At 33.7% G+C, this 23,127-nt stretch carries 24 protein-coding genes and 1 pseudogene; 4 read left to right on the plus strand and 21 right to left on the minus strand.

The window, feature by feature from the left end; genetic code table 11:
* Positions 1–17: 17 nt before the first annotated feature.
* The 12 genes from ABC346_RS17880 to ABC346_RS17935 form a co-directional block, all read right to left on the minus strand.
* Positions 18–794: a 2,3-dihydro-2,3-dihydroxybenzoate dehydrogenase gene (locus ABC346_RS17880; RefSeq protein WP_413236146.1), complete on the minus strand. Its 777-nt coding sequence runs from the start codon at positions 792–794 to the stop codon at positions 18–20.
* A gap of 522 nt (positions 795–1,316) precedes the next feature.
* Positions 1,317–2,744, minus strand: coding sequence for an amidohydrolase (locus ABC346_RS17885; protein WP_413236147.1), 1,428 nt, complete (start codon positions 2,742–2,744; stop codon positions 1,317–1,319).
* 16 nt (positions 2,745–2,760) lie between these two features.
* On the minus strand, positions 2,761–3,474 hold the full coding sequence (locus ABC346_RS17890) for a small-conductance mechanosensitive channel (protein WP_413236148.1): 714 nt from the start codon (positions 3,472–3,474) through the stop codon (positions 2,761–2,763).
* Between the two features lie 28 nt (positions 3,475–3,502).
* The gene (locus tag ABC346_RS17895) at positions 3,503–4,219 is read right to left on the minus strand and encodes a DUF5058 family protein (protein ID WP_413236149.1); all 717 of its coding nucleotides are present in this window, start codon (positions 4,217–4,219) and stop codon (positions 3,503–3,505) included.
* Between the two features lie 208 nt (positions 4,220–4,427).
* A complete protein-coding gene (locus tag ABC346_RS17900; RefSeq protein ID WP_413236150.1) occupies positions 4,428–4,730 on the minus strand; it encodes a MerR family transcriptional regulator in 303 nt (100 codons plus the stop codon).
* 277 nt (positions 4,731–5,007) lie between these two features.
* Positions 5,008–5,529, minus strand: a complete 522-nt coding sequence (locus tag ABC346_RS17905; RefSeq protein ID WP_413236151.1) for a LysM peptidoglycan-binding domain-containing protein — start codon at positions 5,527–5,529, stop codon at positions 5,008–5,010.
* Between the two features lie 191 nt (positions 5,530–5,720).
* Positions 5,721–7,229: a malate dehydrogenase (quinone) gene (gene mqo, locus ABC346_RS17910; protein ID WP_413236152.1), complete on the minus strand. Its 1,509-nt coding sequence runs from the start codon at positions 7,227–7,229 to the stop codon at positions 5,721–5,723.
* A gap of 503 nt (positions 7,230–7,732) precedes the next feature.
* The gene (locus ABC346_RS17915; RefSeq protein WP_413236153.1) at positions 7,733–9,271 is read right to left on the minus strand and encodes a polyamine aminopropyltransferase; all 1,539 of its coding nucleotides are present in this window, start codon (positions 9,269–9,271) and stop codon (positions 7,733–7,735) included.
* A 72-nt stretch (positions 9,272–9,343) separates the two neighbouring features.
* Complete coding sequence (locus tag ABC346_RS17920; RefSeq protein ID WP_413236154.1) at positions 9,344–9,739, minus strand: DUF350 domain-containing protein; 396 nt, start codon at positions 9,737–9,739, stop codon at positions 9,344–9,346.
* Between the two features lie 15 nt (positions 9,740–9,754).
* The gene (locus ABC346_RS17925; RefSeq protein ID WP_413236155.1) at positions 9,755–10,366 is read right to left on the minus strand and encodes a DUF4247 domain-containing protein; all 612 of its coding nucleotides are present in this window, start codon (positions 10,364–10,366) and stop codon (positions 9,755–9,757) included.
* Positions 10,367–10,429: 63 nt separating this feature from the next.
* The gene (locus ABC346_RS17930; protein ID WP_413236156.1) at positions 10,430–11,101 is read right to left on the minus strand and encodes a PspA/IM30 family protein; all 672 of its coding nucleotides are present in this window, start codon (positions 11,099–11,101) and stop codon (positions 10,430–10,432) included.
* Between the two features lie 89 nt (positions 11,102–11,190).
* Positions 11,191–11,703, minus strand: coding sequence for a DUF4178 domain-containing protein (locus ABC346_RS17935; RefSeq protein ID WP_413236157.1), 513 nt, complete (start codon positions 11,701–11,703; stop codon positions 11,191–11,193).
* 236 nt (positions 11,704–11,939) lie between these two features.
* On the opposite strand from ABC346_RS17935, the gene speD reads away from it, so the two are divergent.
* A complete protein-coding gene (gene speD, locus ABC346_RS17940) occupies positions 11,940–12,320 on the plus strand; it encodes an adenosylmethionine decarboxylase (protein ID WP_413236158.1) in 381 nt (126 codons plus the stop codon).
* Positions 12,321–12,364: 44 nt separating this feature from the next.
* On the opposite strand, the gene ABC346_RS17945 is transcribed toward speD, so the two are convergent.
* The 6 genes from ABC346_RS17945 to ABC346_RS17970 all read right to left on the minus strand — a co-directional run bounded on the left by ABC346_RS17945 (position 12,365) and on the right by ABC346_RS17970 (position 17,759).
* Positions 12,365–13,015: a response regulator gene (locus ABC346_RS17945; protein ID WP_413236159.1), complete on the minus strand. Its 651-nt coding sequence runs from the start codon at positions 13,013–13,015 to the stop codon at positions 12,365–12,367.
* Positions 13,005–14,225, minus strand: coding sequence for a sensor histidine kinase (locus ABC346_RS17950; RefSeq protein WP_413236160.1), 1,221 nt, complete (start codon positions 14,223–14,225; stop codon positions 13,005–13,007). The genes ABC346_RS17945 and ABC346_RS17950 overlap by 11 nt, the downstream gene beginning before the upstream one ends.
* 131 nt (positions 14,226–14,356) lie before the next feature.
* A complete protein-coding gene (locus ABC346_RS17955; RefSeq protein WP_413236161.1) occupies positions 14,357–14,590 on the minus strand; it encodes a ferredoxin in 234 nt (77 codons plus the stop codon).
* A 25-nt stretch (positions 14,591–14,615) separates the two neighbouring features.
* On the minus strand, positions 14,616–15,605 hold the full coding sequence (locus ABC346_RS17960) for an NAD(P)/FAD-dependent oxidoreductase (RefSeq protein ID WP_413236162.1): 990 nt from the start codon (positions 15,603–15,605) through the stop codon (positions 14,616–14,618).
* Positions 15,606–15,695: 90 nt separating this feature from the next.
* Positions 15,696–16,952 carry a cytochrome P450 family protein gene (locus ABC346_RS17965; protein WP_413236163.1) on the minus strand — a complete coding sequence of 419 codons (1,257 nt, stop codon included), beginning with the start codon at positions 16,950–16,952 and terminating at the stop codon, positions 15,696–15,698.
* Between the two features lie 306 nt (positions 16,953–17,258).
* Positions 17,259–17,759: an SDR family NAD(P)-dependent oxidoreductase gene (locus ABC346_RS17970; protein ID WP_413236164.1), complete on the minus strand. Its 501-nt coding sequence runs from the start codon at positions 17,757–17,759 to the stop codon at positions 17,259–17,261.
* 288 nt (positions 17,760–18,047) lie between these two features.
* Between ABC346_RS17970 and ABC346_RS17975 the strand changes: the two are divergent.
* Positions 18,048–18,164, plus strand: a pseudogene (locus tag ABC346_RS17975) (IS3 family transposase); the annotation flags it as partial.
* Here the strand turns inward: ABC346_RS17975 and ABC346_RS17980 are convergent.
* Positions 18,153–19,070 carry a 3-oxoacyl-[acyl-carrier-protein] synthase III C-terminal domain-containing protein gene (locus ABC346_RS17980; protein ID WP_413236165.1) on the minus strand — a complete coding sequence of 306 codons (918 nt, stop codon included), beginning with the start codon at positions 19,068–19,070 and terminating at the stop codon, positions 18,153–18,155. The pseudogene ABC346_RS17975 and the gene ABC346_RS17980 sit on opposite strands and share 12 nt — an antisense overlap.
* Before the next feature lie 186 nt (positions 19,071–19,256).
* The gene (locus ABC346_RS17985; RefSeq protein ID WP_413236166.1) at positions 19,257–19,601 is read right to left on the minus strand and encodes a hypothetical protein; all 345 of its coding nucleotides are present in this window, start codon (positions 19,599–19,601) and stop codon (positions 19,257–19,259) included.
* Between the two features lie 251 nt (positions 19,602–19,852).
* On the opposite strand from ABC346_RS17985, the gene ABC346_RS17990 reads away from it, so the two are divergent.
* Positions 19,853–20,554: a DUF5694 domain-containing protein gene (locus ABC346_RS17990; RefSeq protein ID WP_413236167.1), complete on the plus strand. Its 702-nt coding sequence runs from the start codon at positions 19,853–19,855 to the stop codon at positions 20,552–20,554.
* A gap of 378 nt (positions 20,555–20,932) precedes the next feature.
* Here the strand turns inward: ABC346_RS17990 and ABC346_RS17995 are convergent, their stop codons facing one another.
* Positions 20,933–21,205: a YesK-like family protein gene (locus tag ABC346_RS17995; RefSeq protein ID WP_413236168.1), complete on the minus strand. Its 273-nt coding sequence runs from the start codon at positions 21,203–21,205 to the stop codon at positions 20,933–20,935.
* A gap of 648 nt (positions 21,206–21,853) precedes the next feature.
* On the opposite strand from ABC346_RS17995, the gene ABC346_RS18000 reads away from it, so the two are divergent.
* Positions 21,854–23,122: a hypothetical protein gene (locus ABC346_RS18000; protein ID WP_413236169.1), complete on the plus strand. Its 1,269-nt coding sequence runs from the start codon at positions 21,854–21,856 to the stop codon at positions 23,120–23,122.
* Positions 23,123–23,127 lie beyond the last annotated feature (5 nt).

The following is a 23,127-nucleotide window of genomic DNA, read 5'->3' on the forward strand; positions in this document are numbered from 1 at the left end:
TCTCCCTTTATTAGCATCTATTGAGCACCTAACGTAGCACCACCATCAACAACAATATTATTCATCGTTATATGACGAGCATTTTCCGATAAAAGGAATAATACTGCCTCAGTAATATCTGATGTATTGGCTATTTTTTGCAATGGAATACCTACTCGATATTGTTCTGGAATACCTTTTATTCCTTTTTCTATATCTGCTTCTTCGTTCCAAAATGCTCTCTGCATTTCTGTGTCCGTTGCACCAGGTGATACGATGTTACATCTGATACCATAACTTGCCATTTCCAAGCCCAAACACTTGGTAAACATTAAAGATGCAGCTTTTGAGGCGCAGTAAGCAGACATTGATGTTCGTGGAACAGATGCAGCATTGGAACTAATGGTTACTACTGCACCTTGCTGATTTTCTTTCATTCGGTTACAAACAGCTCTCGAAATATGAAAAACACCCGTTGTATTTACAGCAAATGTTCGCTCCCAGTCCTCATCAGAAAGTGTTGTCACTTCACCTTGTGAAAGTACTCCAGCTGCATTAACTAATACATCTATACTTCCATAGGTTTTATATACTTGATCAATAATTTCATTGACTCTTGTGCTATCGGAAACATCGGCACCAAATATTTCAACTGCTACATTATCTTGCTCAACTATTTCTTTTACTTTTTGTAATTTTTCTTTTTGGATATCAATCCCTATCGTTACATAACCTCTCGCTGCCAATGCATGAAATACTTCGTATCCCATTCCTTGTGCTGCACCTGTAACAATAGCAACGTTCTTTACGGTCAATTCACCATACCTCCTTCAATTGATAATCATTCTCAATGTGGTATAAAAAAATAAAGACGAATCTCACCTAGTATCAATTGGTAATTTAAATGATAATGATTATCATTATCATATATTAAATACTTTAGAATACATGAAACTATCCGTCAACAAGGTAAAAAAGCCTATATCATTTAGCAAACATGTAATTTGTTATCCTAATTACTACTAGTTAACAGTTGATATAGCAGTCTATAATTGTTCATTTTTTAAAATTACAGTTATTCCCATATAAACATAAATAATTTGGATTGTTACAACGACATGAAAAACAAATATGCAAAGGAAGTATTGATATAGTAGCGTTTTTGCCCACTAACTAAAAATAGCATGGAAAAATTCAATAAATTTTTCCATGCTATTTTTGTTTGCATCTAAATTCCTACATTTTTTGTAAAAATTCGATAAAATAATTCTTTAGCCATCTAAAGATTTTAAAAGCACCCTCACTAAAATGAGAATGCTTTAGGTACTATATACGATTTACTTCATGGACGTAAGAACAGGATCCACCTTCTTTTTCACAGGAGGGTTTACATTATCAGGTATTCCAGCTGTATAGGGCTTGCCTATTGTACTTTGTTTAAATTCTTCCTTCGCCTTTGCAACAAGTTCTTCATTTGAAAAAAGATCGTATAAAGTTAATGCCATCGTTTTCGCTGCTAAATGCATTCCTTTATAGCCAATGGAAGAACCATAAGCCGAAGTGGCTTGCCAGGTATGTGCCTGCACCCCAACAGGAGCACAAGTAGTCATCACCATTCCAGTAGGTGTAATCCAACTTACATCACCAACATCCGTTGACCCTCCGACTGAAGAACCTAGTAATTGCTTATTATTCGTCATATGCGTCGGAAGTAAATCATCTGATTGATTACGTAATTGTTTTTTTGACATCTCTACAATCTCTGGATTAATACTTTCTAATAAATGTGATGCAAACGATTCTTCTTCTTTCGTAAATGATATCTCCGATTGCATCATATTTTCATACATTAAGTCATTTAATGTTTCATTTGGAAGTGTTTCGTAAGCAAATGCTAAGATGGTTGATTCCACTTCTGTCTCCGTCATTAACACTGCTCCATCAGCAATCTTTTTCACTCTTTTTAACATATCATTCACTTGTTCTTTCGTAGCAGCTCGTAAATAGTACCATACCTTTGCTTGATCAGGCACAACATTTGGAGCTAGTCCACCATTTGTTATGACATAATGAATTCGTGACCCATCTAAAACATGTTCTCGCATATAATTTGTACCGACATTCATTAACTCTACTGCATCAAGAGCACTTCTCCCGGCATGCGGTGCTGCAGCAGCATGTGCTGTTATCCCTGTAAATTCAAATTCAATGGAAACCATCGCTTGCATACTTTGATTCACTGTAAAATTGGATGTACCTGGATGCCAAGTCAAACAACAATCTAAATCATCGAATACACCCTCTCTTGCCATATATGTTTTACCTGACAGTACCTCCTCCGCTGGACAACCATAATAACGGATGGTTCCTTTAATATTTTCTTTTTTCATATACTCCTTTAATGCAATTACTGCTTCAACACCAGCTGTTCCTAATAGATGATGACCACATCCATGTCCTGGTCCATCAGCTATAATTTCTTCTCTAGTCGGTGATACCGTTTGTGATAATCCTGGTAACGCATCGAATTCACCAAGTATACCAATAATTGGTGAGCCATTTCCGTATTCTGCTACAAACGCCGTAGGAATTCCACCAATATTAGGTTGAATATGGAAACCTTCTTTTTCGAAAGTATCGATTTGTAGCTGACTAGCATAGTCCTCATCATAAGCTAATTGTGGATTCTCCCAGATATTTTTTGCAATGTTCGTAAATATTCCCTCATTTTTATTTATCCAATCTAAAATATCTTTTTTACTCATGAAACACCCTCCTAAATTATGCTACTTTATTATTTAATTTCTTTTTCTCAATTACAAGTACAATTGAAACCGTACAGATGATGCATAGCAAACCTTTAATTAATGTTGGTATAGAGAGAAGGTATAGCAGTAAAGCAATCGAAATTGCTATTCCTCCATATAGTGGTTTTTTCAATGCGAATTGTGCAAATATCCCACCAAAAATAGAAGGAACAATATAGGGAAACACTGATTTCACAGATTCGGGAATAATCGACAGAACATAGGATCCTCCTAAAATAATCATGATTAAAAATAATAGATTTACAATGGAAGCAGCGCCAATTGCCAATGCAGCCGCAATTTCTCCTTTCTTAGAACCAGGATCTGTTCCTATCGCATTCTGTGCAGCAGCTGCTGATGGCAAGCACATATTTGCGATGTTACCAGTAAGAAATGCCATATATGTTCCCGATACTCCAAGGGTTGGATAATATGAAATTGGTTCGACAAACCAAATCACTCCGATAACAGATGCATATGCTAAAAATCCAGTTAAAATTGCTTGCCATCCAGGATGATAACCAAGATAAAATGATAAAGTAAAAGGTAAACTGATGGTTAAAAAGATTACAGTCCAAATGGTTACCCTTCCCCAAAAATGAGATCGTTGATGAAATAGTGACATACTCAATGCTTTTTTGGCTGACTGCTCCTCTTCCGTTTCTATGACTCTTCTACTAACTTCCATTCTCTACTCATCTCCTTTTTTATCAAAATTACAACATCATATAACTGACAGACAGACCAACAATAATTGATATTCCTAAGGAGTATTCATTTAGCCATTTCAGTTTTTTGATTTTGCTAGCAATTAAAGAGACAAAAACCATCGCTATAGCTGATCCAAAAATAACCGCCGTACTCGTCACTCCTTTTACCATTTCATCCATTACAAAGTTACTAAAAATGCCTAACATAGCAGCTGTCGATAGGATAATCATAATTGGGAATTCCTTATTTTTATTCTTATTAACAATTTTTGTTTGCATTTTTCCTAGTGACTTAGTAAATAATGTAACAACTAATAGCCAGCCGATACCACCTAAGCATAATACCCACACTACTAATGTAAATACCTCGTTAGTAAAGGCTGATGTCCCTAGCTCAACACCGGCAGATGAAGTTGCAAGCTGTGCTCCAGTAGCCTCAATCCCTGCGGAGCCAATTATACCGATACGCATTAAGGTAAGCGGCTCTCCTAATAAAGCAATTAATGATATTGCAACAATAATAATACCTAATGAAGGACCAATTGCATTTATCGCCCCAACTTTCAGTGCACTCTTAGCCTCCTCTTTCGTCATTCCTACACTAGGACTCGTCTTTAACGCTAATAGGATAAATTTTATTCCTTGAAAAGCGACCACACTAATAACTAATAAAGCGAATAACCATACTATAGGACTATTTGCAAAAATCATAGTGGCTTCCACTATCTGAACTCCTCCTTTTTTGTACCTAGATATTAATATTTAGAGAAAATAAACTAGTAATTTAGTATTATCCAAAGATTCAATTATTTTAATTTATACTTATACATTAAAGAGGAGTTCCTATCATACTGCAATTACTTTGTTAGATTTTCTAACAATAATTTTAAAAAACAAAAAATTTTAACGATCGAAAGTTTATTACCTCATTTTATCGTTGATGAAAATGTGCGTTAATCTGACCACGAAGCATCTCTTCCTTAACCTTTTGCTTGTTTTTCTTTTTCAGCATATTATGTTTTATCTCTCTTGTTTGTACACCTTCTTCTCGCTGCTCGGCAATATTCATCAGTGTCTCAATATCAGAGAAGGAGTATTTTCTTGTACCATTTTTCGACCTATCTGGGTATATTAATCCGCGCTCTTCATAATAACGAATTTGACGTACAGAAAGACCAGTTAATTCATTCACAATCCCAATGGTAATGACTTTTTTATGTTTATATGAAGCCATACTTTTCCTCCTCTATCTAATTGTCATTGACTTTTATTACAAAATTCTCCCTTTATCGATATATCTCTACATTATAGCAAGTATTTTTCTCTACATATGTTAATTCATTAAAAAGGGTACATTATACGTAATTATAAATCGATTTAAAGTGAAAATATTACCATTGGCATAAGACTAAGATTCCTTACGTAAAAAACCTTCCAACAAAAGTTGAAAGGTTTGGATGTTAACTAGCTAGTAAAATAATATTATATTAATCTATGAAATAGAATTTAACCTAATATTGGACTTGTAATTCTTTTACACCAAATTCTATTGCTTCATCCACATCTGACATATATATATCTAGGTCTCCTTCAGTTACGGCACTTCCTCTATCTTCACAAGTAAATGTATTATCGAAATATGGGATATATACTTTAGTTCCAAATGACATTGATTCTGGACAAGCAATCGTTTGTCCCTCTTTCACTTCTGTACCGGATGCGGTAATACCATATGCTGGATCACCAGGTTCTTTTCCAGTAGATTCATACCCTGCTGTATAAGCAGTTACATTGAATTTTTCTCCTTTCGCATCTGGAATCGTAATTGATTGACCTGCAAAAATAATATCTGGATCTGTTATGGATGTATTAAATTCTATTAATGTTGCCACACTTACATTATGTTCCTTCGAGATTTCAGATAGAACATCTCCCGATTGCACCGTATACTTACTGCTTGCATGCGCTTCATTGGAAAATAGTACTACACCTAATGTGATAGTTAACAGTGTAAGTATTTTTAGAAATTTCATGATGATAACCCCCTATGTGTTTTTTATATTTCTTATCATTTTCCACTATAATCTACGCATAGGGACTACTTCTTCTAACGTCGTTAATGAACTGAAATAAAGATGTAAAGGTAGGTACGACTATCAGCCTACTTTCTGATAACACAGAAAAAGATCTGCGATAGTATATCACAGATCTTTTTTGTGTTTTATTATGAAGGTATAACCATAGGTTCTTCGATTTTTAAACCTAGTGCATGTTCTATAGATGCCTCAATCTCTTTATACATCTCTGGATTCTCAGATAGTTTTATGCCGTAGGAAGGTATCATCTCTTTAATCTTTGGTTCCCACTCTTGCAAATGTTCAGGAAAACATTTTTTTATTACTTCTAGCATCACATGTACTGCAGTAGATGCCCCTGGGGAAGCACCTAGTAAAGCTGCCACAGTCCCATCCTCACCGCAAACAACTTCTGTTCCAAATTGCAGTGTACCTTTGCCACCATCCTCTGTATCCTTAATTACCTGGACACGCTGGCCCGCAATAACAACATCCCAATCTTTACTTTGTGCATTAGGAATGAATTCACGTAATTCTTCCATACGTTTTTCATTGGATAAGACTACCTGTTGAATAAGATATTTTGTTAATGGTAATTCCTTCATACCAGCAGAAAGCATGGTAAACAGATTATCCGATTTCACAGAATGTATTAAATCAAATAATGAACCTGTTTTTAAAAACTTTGGTGAAAAACCGGCAAAAGGTCCAAATAGCAATGATTTTTTTCCGTCAATAAACCGCGTATCGAGATGCGGAACAGACATCGGTGGTGCACCCACTTTTGCTTTTCCATAGACCTTCGCATGGTGCTGCTCGATTACTTCCGGATTATTACATACCATAAATAATCCACTAACAGGGAAGCCACCAATGTGTTTTGATTCTTTGATTCCTGTTTTTTGAAGTAATGGCAAACTTCCACCACCAGCACCGATGAAGACGAATTTAGCAGTATGGTATTCAATCTTTTCATCGTTCATATCATGAACTTTTACTTCCCATAATCCTTCACTATTTCGTTTAATATCTTCTACACTATGATTGTAATTAACATCAATACTTTTATGATCTAACTCTTGAAACAAAAGACGTGTTAAAGCACCAAAATTAACATCTGTACCAGAGTCAATTTTTGTCGCTGCAATAGGTTCATTTGTATCTCGATCATTCATAATCAGTGGCATCCACTCTTTTAACGTTTCTGTATCTTCAGCGAACTCCATCCCCTTAAATAATGGATGATCCGCCAATGCTTTGAAGCGCTTTCTAAGGAAAGTTACATTACCCTCACCTTGTACTAAACTTATATGTGGTAACGCTCTGATAAATTCTTCAGGATTACGTATCAATTTACGATTTACAAGATAAGACCAAAATTGTCTCGAAAGTTGAAATTGTTCATTGATTTTCACCGCTTTATTGATATCAATAGATCCATCTGTTCTTTCGGAAGTATAGTTAAGCTCACATAATGCTGAATGCCCTGTCCCAGCATTATTCCATTCATTGGAGCTTTCTTCTCCAGGATTTTCGAGCTTCTCAAATACTCTAATTTCTAAGTCTGGTGATAGTTCTTTCAGAAGAAATCCTAATGTAGCACTCATAATTCCAGCACCGATTAAGATAACGTCTGCTTGCGTATGTTTGTTACTCATTTTATCCTTCCTTATCCCCCAAAATTTTAAAACTGAAATAAAACATTAACCCCTTATATCTCCATTATAAACCTATTGTTAAAATTTTTTAATATATATGGAGTAAATATAATATTTAGATTTATCAAATTCAACAAATAAGGTTGATCACGAGCATAAAATCTAATTCTTTTTCTTATTACATAATTTTACTTTTTTCTATACTGAATCAATTTCATAATTAAGGTATCTAGTTTAAAATCCGAATGTTGTGCTGTTTGATTTCCATTGCAGTCGGCCGCTTTTTATCAGGCACAGCTTCAACTAATTAGGAAAAGAAAACCACTTTTCCTAGTGAATTTTCAGCTCGTGCAATTCCTGCAGGAGTCGCCGTCTTCCATTGCAATCAAAGCCAATCATCCGTCTTTTAATGAAATTTGGCAAGTATGAAATTGATTCTTACTAAATTTAAAAAGCCCCTAGAAAACAACTAACTTGAGTTGTTTTCCGGGGTCTACTATATTTTAATAATTCTCCCATGCCTTTTCATATATTTGAATCAAGTGTGGATCAATTAGTGTATTTGCTTTTAATTCAAAGTTCGGTATCTCTCGATCTTCATCCTTGCCAAACGCAGTTAGTGCTGGCATCATATCATCAGTTAGGAAACTTGTAGAAACGGGTATTTCCATTGTATCTAAATCAATCTCCTCACGACTCGCCATGACAAATCCCCAGTTTCCAAAACTTGGTACATCTACATGCAAATTCTCCGTATTCAAATCAGTTGAACTAATCGTCTCTGAAATCGTCCAATATACTTCTCTAGCGAAGACTGGACTTGTTGCTTGAACCATGATCGTTCCCTCAGGTTTTAAGTGATTGCGTACCAAAGAATAAAATTCCTTCGTATACAACTTATTTAGACTTTCATTGTTTGGATCAGGCAAATCAACAAGAATAACATCATACCATTCCGAAGTATCTTCTAGAAATTGAAAGGCGTCCATGTTTTTCACGTTTACATTGTCATCCATTAATGCTCCTTCATTAATCTCTAGTAAATGTCGATTCGTATTTGCTAATTCTACAACTGCAGGGTCTAAGTCAACGAGCGTAACCTGTTTCACATCTTCATACTTTAAAACTTCCTTAGCTGCAATCCCATCTCCACCACCAAGGATAAGAACATTCTCTGGACTATCTACATTTGCCATGGCCGGATGGACGAGCACTTCATGATAGCGATGCTCATCGACAGAGCTAAATTGCAAAGATCCATCTAAATAAAGCCGGATATCTCCTTCATCCTGTGTAACTGTGATTTTTTGATAACTACTCTCTTCCATATGAATAATTGGATCTTGGTATAGTTTTTGCTCAAAATTAAACGCCATTTCTTCACCGAAGAACAACCCTATAATTAATAACACACCAATACCCACACCAATTACAGCATGTACGATAAAATGCCGAATCTCTTTTCGGAATAACCATAAGACGATTAATGCAACGGTTAAATTAATCAACCCAACAAGAAATGCTGTTTTTACCATACCGAAATATGGTCGGAATAAAAAGACAAATAGTACGCCGCCAATTAGTCCTCCAGCATAATCAGAAAATAATACACGTGCGGTACTTTTATTTAATGTCACACCAATTTCATTTGCTTTACGAATTAAGATTGGTAATTCAACACCTGTTAAGGCACCGACAATTAACGTGATCGAATATAAGTAAAAAGCATCAGTTCCGGCTGGCGCAAAGGCGGTAATACCAAACATAATAAAACTAGAAAAACCACCAATGAGTGCTACACAAAATTCAATCCAGACAAACTTAATGATTAAATTCCGCATAAACTTCTCACTTAAACTAGCACCTATTCCCATACCAGTTAAGAATAATGAAATGGTTAATGTATATTGCTTAACACCATCGCCTAAAATGTACGAGCCTAACGCACCAAATAAAACCTCGAAAATAATTCCACAGATGGACACAATTCCCGAGGACCAATAAATAATTTTACTTTGTCTAATTGCTTTCTCATTCAACATTCATCCACTCCACACCAGAAAAACGATAAAATAATAAACAGCCAAGCAATCACCTGGCTGCAAATTCTCTTATTATGTAATCGATGCGCCGATTACAAATGCTAAGCCAATAGATACCCCTACTGACATAACTCCAACTGCGATATTGTTCTTCTTTAGTTCTTCTTCTACTGAGAAATTTCTTGTAAATAGATCAAATAACCAATATGCAATCATTTGTAGTACAACACCAACAAGACCCCAAATGATTGTATCAGTAAATCTTCCGCTATTATAGATTGCAAATGATAGAATAATACAGATTCCTACAATCTTTCCAACGACTGATAAAGCAACTGCTATATTCCCATTCTTTACTTCTTCCATGTCCTTATATTTACGGGTCATGTTCTCAAATATAAATAAACCAGCTAAAACAATAATGATTGCAATAACAAAATATACTACTGTAGCAATAAACAATTCCATATTATCACCTTCCTTTTATTTACCTGTTCCTGGTCCGCCGCCTCTAAATGTCGTATTTCCACGGCCAAGTCCTCCAGAACCACCATAGCTTCCCATGCCAGAATAATCCCCATTCGCATTTCGATTCCAATTGTTTCCGAACATACTATCTAACAGTCGAATGGAAAAATATGTACCTAAAAAGCTTGGAGAATAATTTCTTTTTACAAATTCTTCACCAGCAACTTCAATTAATAGTACTTCTTGATCCGCTTCATTTTTGCGTAAGGTCACAAAGTAATCATTAATAATAATGATCTGCTGATTATCTTTCACTTCACTAATCTCTTCCGCTTGAAACGTATTAGAAAGTAAAAGACTAAGCTCTGACAAAGTAAATCTGGTTGTTGCATAAACTTCCGAATTACTCGAGTCGCCTTCAATGGTTGTCATAAGTGGAAATGCGTCTTCAATGACATCGTCAATTTCATTATTTTCGTTAGCACCATTTTCAATCACTTGCTTGATTTCTTGTTTTTGTGGTTCTTCCGGGATATCTGCTGCCATAATTGTCTCATCCTCTGAAGAACAAGCTGCTAACAGGATGAACAATAATATCCCTATGCGTAACATCCATCTTTTACACAAATCAATCCCCCTCCACCTTTAAGAAAGGGCAGCTAATTAAAGCACTGCCCTTTTCTTGACAACTTACTCTTTATTCATTTTTGCCTTTAATGCTGCTAGCTCATCGTCAACACCATTCTGTTTATTTAATTCCTCAAATTCATCATCTAAGGATCGGCTTTGATAAGACATCGCTTCACTTGTCTCTGCTTCTGCTTCATAACGCATCACTTTCTCTTCCATTCGTTCAAATCCTTGTTTAGAACTATCACTACCAATAGAAGACATTGTACGATTGATTTTTGTTCTTGTTTTAGCAGATTCTGCACGAGCTTTTAAAGAATCCTTCTTCAGTTGCATTTCTTGGTATTCCTTTTTCATTTCATCTAACTTGGATTTAAGAACTTCTGAATCATTTTTCGCTGTTGTCCAAGACTCATTCAAGCTAGTTGCAGTCGCTTCATGATCTTTCTTATCTTGAAGCGCACGTCGAGCTAGATCATCATTTCCCGCTTCAATTGCTTGTTCAGCTTGTTTCTGACGTTTTTCCATCATAGCCTTCGCATCGTCAGCTTTCCGTTTTAACATTTTCTCATTGGATATTTGTTTTGCCACAGCTGTTTCTACTTCACGTATATCCTCTGCCATATCACGCATATATTGATCCAGCATTTTCACCGGATCTTCCGCTTTATCAAGAGCAGAATTCAACTCTGAACTTACTACTGTCTTTACTCGGTTAAAAAACTTAAACATATTACTCTCTCCTTCAGATTATATTCAATTTGTATTCATTTTTGCTGTCGTTATCCTATACGATATAACTCATTAATATGTTTCATTTTTTACAATGAACCAGCCATAATTTTAATTTCATAGGATTCGATTGGGTAGCCTACGCTTACCTCTACTTCTGATCCCCATACTTCTAGACTGATAAAGTTTTCTTCATCTTCATCTGCATATTCTGCATACTCTACTTCAGATCCTTGTAAATTGGCACTTCTTCCTTCACCGATTATTCTAGCAGTACCAGATTCATCAAAATAATACGTATTCCCATCATGACTAAGCTCTTTCGGAAATGGCTTAGAAACAGGCAATGTAACTTTTTTATAAATTCCTAGTTCCAATTCATCATCCATTTCTGCAGCTAACCAAACTGTATTTCTTCCTTCTAGTAGTTGATAACTATACCATTCATAGTTTCCTGATCGATATGTTATTTTCCCAACAACTTCATAATCCACTAAATCATAAGTTATAATATCTCCAACTTTAATCGTCAATACATCTCTTTCTTTCGGTGCAGGTTGGTTTTGTTTATTTTTGGAAAAAATCTTCGAGAATAGCCCCACTTTTTCACCCCACATAACTAGTCATTATCACTACTTATAAAAATTATATGACCTTTAATCCTATTATAATTCTAACTGATTGACCTAAAAAATAAAAATTTAAAGATGCTTATGGATCAAATTACTTATATAAATCAATTCACATACTTCTAGAAAAATTGCATTAACAAAATTATCGGTTTATACTTTTCTATATACTGACTGTAAATTTATTATGTAAGGGGAAGTTTCGTCACATGGATGTATTGGGAAGACATATCATTGCTGAACTATGGGAGTGCAATTTAGATAAATTAAACAATATCGATTTTATTCGAGATACTTTTGTAGAGGCTGCAGTCATTGCCGGTGCAGAGATACGTGAAGTTGTATTTCATCCATTCGCACCATACGGGATAAGCGGTGTTGTAATCATCTCAGAATCCCATTTAACCATCCATAGTTTCCCAGAACATGGTTATGCGAGTATCGACGTCTATACATGCGGAGATAAGGTAGATCCAAATATTGCGGTAAAATATATTGCAGATGCTCTTGAATCAAGTATAGGTGAGTTTAGAGAAATTCCACGAGGAATGGGGCCAGTGAAGCCCAAACCAGTGCAAGAAGTAAAGTGAGAACTTTATTAAGGTAAGTAACCTTCCTCCATTTACCCTACCTATTAAAGATTAATATAACCTTGTTTAATTGCTACCGATACGGCTTCTGATCGTGAATTAACACCTAATTTATTGTAGATGTTTGTTAAGCGAGACTTCACTGTTCTTTCCGCTATACCTAATTCACATGCAATTTCTTTGTTTCTATATCCATTAGCAACTTTAGTGATAATATAAATTTCCTTTTTTGATAATTGCTGACTATTCACAGTGTCATTATTAATACTAAATGCAGCATCGTTAATATGCAGTAATTTTTCCATTATTTCTGGCTGGATTAATGAATCACCTCTTACTGCTGATTCTATCGTTCTATATAAATTATATCTATCTGTATCCTTTAATAAGTATCCTTTCGCTCCTGCTTTTAATCCTTTGACCATTAAACCATCTTCATTATACGTAGTTAATATAATTATCGGAATGTCAAGCTGTCTTGTTTTAATTTGGTCCATGGTATCCAACCCACTCATAATTGGCATTTTTAAATCTAGTAAAATAACATCAGGTAGTTCATATTCCAAAAAATCTAGCGCTTTCTTCCCGTTTTGCGCTTCTCCTATAACTTCAAATGATTCATTCGCTTCAAGTATTAATTTCAATCCTTCTCGTACTAATAGATGATCATCAACAATAAGTATTTTAGTCTTCATTCTCTGCTCCTTTTTCAACAGGGATCTCTATCTTTAAACTTGTGCCATTCTTTGGTTCACTATTGATTTGTATAGATCCATTTAAAATACGTACACGCTCTTTTATTCCAATTAAACCATAGTGACCATTAATTTCTCCAATAGAATGAACATTAAATCCTCGACCATTATCTGATATGTTGATAATCAATTCATTATTTCTTAAAGCTATTTCAATTTCTACTTTACTCGCTTGTGCATGTTTCGCTATATTTATTAAACATTCACTTATAATATATGATACATGCTGTTTTATTAATGAAGTTAAAGAAGGTAGTACTTCAATTGTTTTATGAACTTGTATAGAAGTTGCTTGCTCAAATCGACTAATTTCCTCTTCTACATCCATGACAAAAGCTGATTCTGACATAGAATTGATACGTAAATCATCAATTACTTCCCTTGCATCCTTTAGGGTCAATCTAGCTTCCTTCATGGATCCTTTTATTATGCTTTGACATTTTTCATAATTCCCACTTTCCAAATGTATATCAACTGCTTCAAGCTTCATGATTACCCCTACAAGTCCTTGAGCTAAAGTATCATGCAAGTCTCTGGCAACTCTTTTTCTTTCATTTTTTATGCTTAACTCTTCAATGGTTTGATTAGCAGTCTCTAATTCTTCTATATAATATTCCATGCGCATCCAAGCTTTTTCTTCTTTTATGTAAAGCAGCGCATAAAATACTGTAATACCCACAATCGAAAATAAAACTGGAATGAAGATCACCAATTCTTGTATACCATAATTAATAGCGATAGCCACTGTAAACGGTATATATAACAATAGAACGAGTAAAAACACTTTAAATGACTGCCCGAAAAAAATAATACTCTCAGCTATTAATATCGGTAATAATCCAATTAAAATAACAGGTGATCCATGTGGCATTATAGATGCAGTGATAAAGATAATACTGGATTGCAATAAAAAGTAATATGCACTTTTCTTATATTTGAATCGGTATGAAAATCTATATAATACAATATGTAGAACTATAAATAACATGGAAACTAAGGATGCAATAATCGAGACCTGTTCTAAGAATTGTAACAAGGTAGCAGCAATAAAAATAAACACAATCCAAAATACCATTCTTATTCGATATACATGTAAATTGATCATATGTTCTTCTTTACAAGGAGTACGGGTACTTTTCAGTTTTAACAATGCAGAACCTCCCAGAAGTTTAAGAGAATAATATAGCAAGTTTATCAAAATCCTAAAAGACAGTATATTTTAAAAGTAAAATAACCCTACAAAATATTGTAAGGTTATTAAGGGTAAAAATAATACTTATTTTATTCATTAAAAGGATGACTTGAAATCTGTATAGATTCAGAAGGGCACTCTTCATATGCATCTTCTAGATCGTCTAAGAGTTCATCCAGGATTTGATAAACTCCTTTATTATTATCTAAGAAAACGTATGCAATGCCCTCCTCGTCAAAATCAAAAATTTCTGGAGCAGCTTCACCACAAGCTCCACAAGCTATACATGTCTCTTGATTCACCTTTGCGTATTTTGCTACCATAGCTACCTCCTAAAATTAAGACGCCTTAACCCATTAAACTAGTACTGTGTTTTGGTTGTACACGAGATTTTGGATCTAAATATACTTTTGCATTACTTACTGCAGTTGCTACTTCTCCAAACCCTGTAGCTATTAAATTTATTTTTCCGTCATACGTACATATATCTCCAGCGGCATATATTCCTTCCATATTTGTTTCAAATCTTGAATTTACTACAATTGAATTCTTTTCTATTTCAAGGTTCCATTGTTTAATAGGGCCTAGCTTTGATATAAATCCATAATTAACTAGAACATCATCCACTTCTACTTCTACGGTGCTACTTCCCTTAGTTTCTTCGAGAATCACCTTTTCTAGTGATTGTTGTCCTTTAAATTCTAATGGAATATATGGTGTAACTAACTCTACACTTGACTCATATAACTTTTTCACACTGTGTTCGTGTGCACGAAATTCATTACGACGATGAACGAGTGTCACACTACTAGCAATTGATTCGAGCATTAACGCCCAGTCAACAGCTGAATCACCACCACCAAAAATCATCACCTTTTTATCTAAGAAGCGATTCATGTCTTTCACAAAATAGTGAATATTATTCTTTTCTTCATAAACAGTCACATCGACTGGCAATTTTCTAGGTTCAAAGGCACCATTTCCAGCAGTAATGATAATAGATTTAGTGTAGTGAGTCTCTTTATCTGTTTGAATGACTATAATTTCATCTTTTTTTTGTACTTTTATCACAGTTTGTCCTAAACAAATCTCAACTTTATCTTGAAATATATTCATTTGTTCTTCTAAGTTATCGACTAATTTTTGACCTGATACTTTCGGAAATCCTGCAATATCATAAATATACTTCTCCGGATATAATGCAGCGAGCTGTCCTCCTAATTGGGGTAAGCTTTCGATTACTTTTACCGAAATATCTCTCATACCTGCATAAAATGCCCCGAACATTCCAACAGGGCCACCGCCAATAATTGTCATATCAACTACTTCGTTATTCATGTCTTTCCTCCTAAATTCCATTAAAAGGGAGTCTACTTTCTTTAACTACTTTAATTAATTATACGAAATCTACTTTACTATTTGATCGCTTTAAAAAGATACTGGCAAGGAGGATAATCCTTGTGCAGCCAACTTAAATTGCCATTGTATATTCTCACGAGGTACATTTAATTTCATATCTGGCAATCGTTTTATTAAAGTAGTAAAAGCAATATCCCCTTCAATACGAGCAAGAGGAGCTCCTAAACACATGTGAACTCCATGACCAAATGCTACATGTCGTTTGATATGACGTGTAACATCTAGATCTTCAGAACTTGAAAAGACATTTTCATCACGATTCGCTGATTTCAATAACGGAAAGACAATATCCCCCTTTTTAATATTCTGCCCACCAAGCACTGTATCTTTGATAACATATCGCGGACCGGCGGTAGTAGAAGGACCATGAAAACGTAATAATTCCTCTACGGCTTTAGGAACCAGACTAAGATCATTTCTTAATGTTTCTAGCTGTTTTGGGTTATCCAATAACATTAATGTACCTGTAGAAATTAAATTTGAAGTAGTTTCATGCCCCGCAAAAATTAATAACTGAACCAACGATAGAAGTTCTTTTTCATGGAGTTTATCTCCACCATCTTCTATAGATACAAGATCACTAATCAAATCATCTTTTGGTTGTTGACGCCTTTCTGCAATCAATTGTTTAAAATAATTACCAAACTCATCTAAGCTTTTTGATACTTCTTCATCTAATCTCCCTAATCCAAGACCATTAGCTATAGACTCAGACCAATGATAAATTTGTTCTTGATCAGAATTTGGAACCCCAATCATTTCTGAAATAACGATAATCGGAAGTTTATAAGCAAAATCTTGAACTATATCCATTTCACCTTTTTCTTGTACTTGATCAATTAAATCATCAGCTATTCCTTGTACCTTTGGTCGTAAACTTTCCATATATCTAGGTGTAAATCCTTTTGAAACTAATCTACGTAGACGACGATGGTCTGGTTCATCTATTGCGTTTAAAGAATTTGCAAGGAATAAATTTGAGTTTGGGTTATCAGAACTATTTGTTAACTCACTTCTTGTGTTACTTTCTTTATTAATCGTAGATGGATCTACACAGAACGTATCTTGATCTTTTAGAACGGTTTTCACTTCATCCATTTGTGTGGCAATCCAAGTTTGATTATCGGTATTTCCAATTTGCATTGGAATTGGCCTAACTGCCCCGTTATCTCGCAATTCTTTAAAAACGAGAAAAGGATCTTTTTCACTTTTCCCACCTAATACTTTTATAAGCTCTTGTTCAGGAGTTGCTTCTTTTGAATACATTAATATCATCCTTTCATAAAATAGAAAGTAGCTTTAACATAATAAATTCTATCAACTATACTAGCGATGCAAAACGTACAAAGGGGCATCATTATAGTTGCCTTTAATACCTAATTTTTTTCATAAACAAGCACTAGCTAGTATTATTTAGCTAGATATATATTGGTTTATGTAGATAAAAATAAGCATATAAGTTTTGTCATTTAATCACTTTAGAGATTACATCAGTATCATATTTGAAGCTAAAAAAATAGAAGTAAGCAATGAGCTCACTTCTATTCTTAACTATTAAAAATAATTTGTTTCCTAATTCATCTTTTTAGCTATCAGTTCAGAAGCACGTTTAGGACTTAATCGATACATCTTATCCAATAACTTAGAATCTTTTCCTGCTAATACTCTGTATTCATCATTTTCTGTTCCTTGTACAATAATTTCTGCTGCTTCTTTCGGTGTTAATAATTTTGCCATGTCCTCTTCACTAGCTTCTTTATTTCTGGAACGATCTACACCAGAATTCTGCATAATATTTGTACCTACACCGCCTGGAAAGACTACAGTAACATTTATATTTGTATCTTTTAACTCTGCACTTAGCCCTTCAGTCAAAAGTTTAACAGCTGCCTTTGATGCACCATAGATTGATTGACCAGGTACAGGAAGGAAGCCTCCCATACTTGATACATTCGTAATATGCCCGACAGGTCTCTCCAGTAAATGTGGAAGAAATGACTTTGTCATATAAAGTGTCCCGTAAAAATTAATATCCATAACTAATTTTATTTTTTCTTTATTAGATACTTTCATGTTTTGTCCTCCTATTTTTTAGATATATTTTTCGTTAGAGTTGTAAGTTTATATTCCTATTATCAAGTTGACTTCTATCAATATTCTTCTGCATGGTTATACCATACCTTTATGTATTATCGACTTGCATTACAATCTACATTTTAATTCTATATTTCTGGTTGATCAGCCTTCTTGGGGTAGCATATATATAATCATTTTCTACACCATATTTTATGTAATAGTCAATTCTTCATCGGCATAAATACCTAGATAGTTAAGCCTTACTTGGAATATTTTCACTTCTTATTTAAAAGACGGATTGAAGAGTATATCTATTAGAATAATTATGAACGTGTAAAAGAAAAATTGACTGGATTGAGTCCAGTAGAATATCGAACTCAATCCAGCCAATCATCTGCATAATAAAACTATAGCATTTTGGGGTGACCACCACCATGCAGTCCTTAGCCCCCTAATATTTAAATAACATAGCACCCATTTCATGACCCGCTCCGATAGTCCAAAATAGTACTTATCTCCCCGTTTAATTTTTTCAGTCTTAACACCCTCATATAGACTAACAAACGGGCTACTTGTAGTCGTATACCCATATTTATCGCCAACATAGACAATTTTTTCATCTTGAATACTAAAATGTTTTTGGATCTTTAATATATTTGTCAATGCGAATTGAAAGAAACAAAACGAATCAATATCTTCAATACTTAATTTATTTCTTTCTAACAACTTATCAATCATAACACAAGCGTCAGGTACGGGCGCAGATCCATCAAAAGGTAAAAAGACAATATGCTCCACTTTTCCTATTGTTTTGGAAAATCCATCTTGTGGAAACGAAATGTTTTCTTTATTTGATGAATCTACATCATATATCGCATCGAAAAATCCTGTATTCTCTTCGGTTTTTTCTAAAATAATAGATGCTGAAGCATCCGAAAAATTAGCATAGGTAATTTCCTGATCAGGGTTTGAAATTAAGCTATTCGCATCAGATCCAATAACTAATGCTCTATTAACCCATGGACTCGCCATCATATATCTGGAAACTATCTCTACAGATGTTGTCATCTCCGCACAATTGGCATTGGTATCAAATACCATTGTGTCCTTTCTTGCATCGATAGCGTTATGAACATAAGTAGCATTTGTAGGTAGAGTTCTTTCGAGGACTTGGGTGGAAAACACAATCATATCAATATCTTCCCCACTTAATCCTGCTTTCTCTAGCACCATCTTTGCCGAGTTAATCCCCATTGTTAACGTATTTTCATTTTCATCATCTATGATATAACGTTCTTTTTTCCCCATTACTTCTAAAAAATGACTTATATCTCTCCCCTGTTTCTTGAAATGTTCAATATAAAAGTCATTTCCTACTACATTTTTAGGATGATAAACTGCAAGATCTCTGATTTTAATATTTTCTATATTTATTACTTAATAGTTATCCCCTTTTCATCTATTGTTACATTGATTTTTCTTACTTAGTGTTTATCATATTGTCTCAACTTTTGTTATATCTTTAAGTCCCGCATTCCCTGTCAGTCTAGATAGCTGCATTTTTAAAGTAATATTATCTGAAACCGTGTACGTTATGTGTTTAAAACCTGTTTCTTTATACATTTTCATTACTTCTACTAGATTATCTGTCATATCTTTTGTTAATACTCTCATATCAGTACAATCGACTATCAAATCATACTCTGCACCATTTAAAGGCGATATTTTGTTGTGATAATCATCTACGAACTTCTTGCTATCCTCCATAGTCATTTGACCTGCAACTGCCATATTTACAATTTTTCCATCTGTGTTTACTACAATATTTGTTTTTGACATTTTAAGTAGTCCCTTTATTAAGTGTTTTATATTTATCTATCGGTATATACGAAAAATGTTTTAGATGAAAGAAATTTCAGCTTTTATTGTTTTGTGTTAAGAACTAATTTAGATTATAAATATGTATTTTTGCTCTATATGTAATACCAACCTAATATATGTGAGTTATTTCGGACGGATTAATTTTGCTCAGTAGAGAAATTAAGATATTATTAAACTAGCACGTAATTACTAAAAAGGGGGGAATCTCAATGAATGTAGAAAAGGCGAAAGTTCTTGTACTCGGAACCTTTCACATGGCTGAACATGAAGGGTTGTATTCTAATAGAAGGCAAACAGAAATTGAGGAACTAGTATCAAAATTAGTAAACTTTAAACCAACAAAGATTGCCGTTGAAATGGTACCAGAAGATAGTGTATTCACTAATGAAAAGTATAGGCAATACAAACTCGGAACTTACAATTTAGAAATGAATGAAATTTTTCAAATAGGTTTTCGTTTAGGTGTAAGGCTTGGGCATGAACAGATATATTCTGTTGATTGGATGAAGGATGCCGACATGGATTATGGAGAAATTGAGAAGTGGGTAAAAGATAATCAACCAGACCTTTTCAATGAAATCTATAATGATTTATTTGTACCTGAATTAACGAAAAATAAGCGTATTATAGATTATTATAGAGAGTTAAATGATCCAATCTGGCTCAATAAAATACATAAGCATTATGTAAATATTGCTCGAATTGGCGATATTAACAATTATATCGGCATGAAATGGCTAAGTTGGTGGTACAAAAGAAATCTAATAATGTTCTCAAACCTAACGCGTTTGATTCGTTCAAAGGAAGATCGAATACTATTTATTGTAGGTGCTTCACATCCTGCAATTGTTAATAAATTTCTTAAAGAAAGTGAAGCCTGTGAGATCGTTCAACCACTAAGTTATTTATAATAATTAGCACAAAAGGTTCCAATTTTGTTGGCAATACAAAACCGAAGCTACCACATTGGTTCATCTTTATCACTTAGTTTGATACGAAAAAGTAGAAATGGAACGAATATAATGCTTAGATAACCAAATGTGAATAACCTTTGAGTTTCTGCAGAAATGTATTGCTTACAACAACAATTTGGACAGTTTTTTCCTTGCTTTGAGAATCCGAGAGACAAAATTTCTCTAACCTTCCATTTATAATTACAGTTCGTGCATTGTGACACAAAAGTTCCTCCTTAGATTATCATCGAGCCCTTAAATCCATAAGAAGGGCGACCGATGGTGGAAAAGATATTTCATAGGATTTACCATACGATAATTCAATAGAAAATCAACCTAATTGGTACTTCTTTTAACAGCCCCTACTATTGTACCTAGCCATATTCCTATGAAAACAATGAATGTAACTACTCCTAATCCTATCCCTTCCCATCCACCAACAACGTCTTTACTGTAAATTACAACTCCAATACAAATTAAACTCAATAAAGTGGAGGTTAAAAATAAAGCTTTTCTAGAAATTTTACGAGATATAAAAAAGAGAATAATAGCACTACCAATACCCATAAGCAATATAGGCGTCCAACCTTCTAGCATTATTGCATCCATCTGAATCCCTCTTTTGCAATTACTTATTATACAATCTATTCCTACAATGGTAACTAATGATATTCACTTTAATTTTAACATTAATTATATTGGTTTAAAGATGAATCATAATTTACTGGATTAATCTTTTTATAAGTTTCAATTTTAGTTGGACTATCAACTTTCCTGCGTGCTTTCATAATATCAACTACTATTTGGAGTAATTAATTTTTTCAATTATACCGGTTTTAAACCATCAAGAATATGGTTCTACTACTTTATGAAGTTTATTGAATTTCTCGAATAGTAATGTTTCGTTTCTTTCGTTATCTTAAAATTAAAAACGCTGAAGAACATAATTTAATGTTCTTCAGCGTTTTTGTTTTTATTTAAAGCATTTATAATCATTCAAAGATACCGGTGGTCGGGGTCGAAATAGGTCTTAATGTATTGATATTATAAGGTTTTGCAAATACTATGTGTAAAATTTGTGTAAAATTATTTGAGTGTAAAATAAGATTAAAAATTATCTTGCATCTTTTGTTTCTTCCGAATAGATCTACCTTTTTTAGTGATTCTATTGATTGCTATTTCAGCAAATTGTGAGTATAAAGATCTATATCTATCCAAAATCATGATATTATTAAGAGAAAAGGAGGTTTGGATATTATGGCGGTTAGAACTCAGATAGTAAGTTGTGATGTATGTAATACAAAAACGTTAGTTAAATTTCAGGTTGGTATCCTAAATCAGTATCCTGTTCATTACTCTTGTCCTGAATGCTTAACCAATATATACGGAGAAATTTATATAAATCAAGAAGAGGGTGGTATAGAATTTAAACTTAACAATGCCACCTATGAATTCGAAGGAGAAGAAGAGTATATTCTTGTATTATCAGGGGAGTTCCCATCAATAAAAATTATTAAGTCAACAGAAGAAACCTACCGAGCGGCATTATTCTCACCTTTTATTCGTTACTCTCCTCATAGCGAAGAGGAAATGAATAAATATCAAATTTTATTTAATTTTTTACCTGAATTTATCGACTATGAATGGAAGTTAATCGAAAGAGTTGCCCACCTTTATTTTAATGGAAAAGATGAATACATAGAGAATGAGGTAAACAAACTAAGGGAAAGTTCTAAATTAACTATGGGACCCTTTGAAAAAGTATCTAGTGTTAACAAAATTATAACAGCAGTTTTTAGAGAACTTTCATCTAAAGAGCCACTAATAGACTCCCAAATGAAATCTTTGCCAGATAAATTGGATTCCATTTCCCAAAAAAACAGCACTAATTTTCTAGAATTAATAGATTTCTATACTAGGGAAGATTTGGTTAAATTACAAAAGGAGTTATTTTCACTATTTAATACATTTATAAATCACTATAGATATATAGTTCCTGTCATATACTTAGAAGCAATAGGTCGGAATATAGAAGACATAAAATTCCATGAAGGACTAAATAATGTCTCCTTCGAAAGGCTAGATAGATTATACCAGAATGCTTATGAGACATTACTTCAAAACTCTACGTTACCTTTGCTCTTAGATAATCTAATTGTTAGAGGTTCAATTAATAGTATGAATGCTTCTATTAAAGTTAGAAAAAAGCCTGTAAAAAATATTCAAGACTTCCAATCTCTCACAAATGGGCAAAAATTAACTTACCTATCTGACAACAATAATGTTTTATCAAAAATTTACCAAGAAGCATTAGATACAAAATTAAGAAATCCTATTGGCCATAATAACTACTCGTATGACTCTAACTCTCAATTAATTACTTTTCATTCTAATTATGAGAATCAAGGACCAAAACAATTATACCTTATTGAGTTCGCTTATAAATGCTTTAAATCAATGAAAATTAGTTTAATCGTTTGGGATTTATCTGTACTCATTAGTAAACTCATTAAAGAAAAAGATTAACATTT

The sequence above is a fragment of the Oceanobacillus phoenicis genome, from assembly GCF_047238145.1.
Classification (GTDB): Bacteria; Bacillota; Bacilli; order Bacillales; family Amphibacillaceae; genus Oceanobacillus.